Source organism: Roseateles sp. AC306, assembly GCF_979253795.1.
Genome location: NZ_CEEDEB010000086.1, coordinates 1 through 266 on the forward strand (window position 1 = coordinate 1; position 266 = coordinate 266).

The following is a 266-nucleotide window of genomic DNA, read 5'->3' on the forward strand; positions in this document are numbered from 1 at the left end:
GTTGCAAGCCGGCTTCACGGCGCCGGCCGTTTGTTTCAATGGTTTCAGCGGGGCTGTGGTGCCCTGGTCCTGAGCATGCGGGCGATGGTCACGAGGTTCACCGCCGCCACCACCACCTCCAGCGCCGTGCCGCCGAGGGAGCCGGCGATGACGTTGTTGGCGATCCACAGCCCCGTGCCGCAGAGCATCAGCAGCCGCATGGGCCCGCCGGTCAGCGTGAACAGGGCGATGGTGCCCAGGCAGGAGGCGGTCAGCGGCAGCCAGTC

At 69.2% G+C, this 266-nt stretch carries 1 protein-coding gene; it reads right to left on the reverse strand.

The window, feature by feature from the left end:
* Positions 1–44: 44 nt before the first annotated feature.
* A partial coding sequence (locus AC0IZJ_RS28495; RefSeq protein ID WP_471855628.1) for a YgjV family protein occupies positions 45–266 on the reverse strand: 222 nt, incomplete at its 5' end.